The sequence below is a fragment of the Micrococcus sp. 093350064-1 genome (assembly GCF_053627955.1).
Map to the genome: position 1 here is coordinate 1 of NZ_JBSEYU010000036.1, position 1285 is coordinate 1285.

Annotated in this window: 1 protein-coding gene; it reads right to left on the reverse strand. The window is 68.9% G+C overall.

The window, feature by feature from the left end; translation table 11 throughout:
• Positions 1 to 50: 50 nt before the first annotated feature.
• Positions 51 to 1285 (reverse strand): IS256 family transposase (locus ACUW6W_RS11715; protein ID WP_454180193.1); only part of this gene is annotated, 1235 nt, incomplete at its 5' end.

The following is a 1285-nucleotide window of genomic DNA, read 5'->3' on the forward strand; positions in this document are numbered from 1 at the left end:
CGGTCAAGCCCCATGAAGTGGTGTAGCGGCTGATTCCTTCGTTGGGGTTGTCAGGCGCTGAACTCGAGGGCGGGCGCGGTGTCGGGGTTCACCTCGCTTCCCGTGTTGCTGACGGTGGTGAGTCGGCAGCGGGCCAGGACCTCCAGGCCGAGGTAGCGACGGCCCTCGGCCCACTCGTCTGTCTGCTCGGCCAGCACCGCGCCCACCAGTCGTACGATGGCCGCCCGGTTGGGGAAGATGCCCACCGCGTCGGTGCGGCGGCGGATCTCGCGGTTGAGCCGCTCGGCCGGGTTGTTCGACCAGATCTGGGTCCAGACGTCCTTGGGGAATGTGGTGAACGCCAGGATGTCGGCCCGGGCAGCATCGAGGTGCTCGGCCACCACCGGCAGTTTCTCGCTCACGTAGTCCAGCAGCCGGTCGAACTGGGCGTTGACGCTGGCGGCATCGGGCTGGTCGTAGACCGAGTGGAGCATGGCCTTCACCGCCGGCCACATGCTCTTCGGGGTGATGCCCATCAGGTTCGCCGCGTAGTGGGTGCGGCAGCGTTGCCACACCGCACCGGGCAGGTTCGCGGCGATGGCGTCCTTGAGCCCGGGGTGGGCATCAGAGGTGACCAGCCGGACCCCGGCCAGGCCCCGGGCGACCAAGTCGGCGAAGAACTCGTTCCACGCCGCCCCGGTCTCGCTGGTGGCCACCCGCAGGCCCAACACTTCGCGGTGGCCGTCGCCGTTGACCCCGGTGGCGATGAGCACCACCGCGTTGACCACACGCCCGCCCTCACGCACCTTCATCGTCAACGCGTCCGCGGCAACGAACGTGAACGGTCCCGCCTCCCCGAGCGGCCGGTGGCGGAAGGCCTCCACCTGCTCATCGAGGTCCGCGGCCATCCGGGACACCTGGGACTTCGACAGGGCATTGATGCCCAAGGTCTTGACCAGCTTGTCCATCCGCCGGGTAGAGACACCGGCCAGGTAGCAGTCTGCGACCACGGTGATCAGCGCCGATTCGGCCCGCTTGCGCCGCTCGAGCAGCCATTCCGGGAAGTAGGTGCCCGAGCGCAGCTTCGGGATGGCCACGTCCACGGTGCCGACCCGGGTGTCCAGGTCCCGGTGCCGGTACCCATTGCGCTGGGCCGTGCGGTCACGGGAGGGTTTGCCCCATTCGGCGCCGACCACCGCATCGGCGTCAGCGCAGAGCAGGGTGTTGATCATCGTCTGCAGCAGGTGGCGCATCATGTCCGGGGAGGCCTCGGACAGGGCTTCGCCCAGCAGGCCGGCAGGGTCGA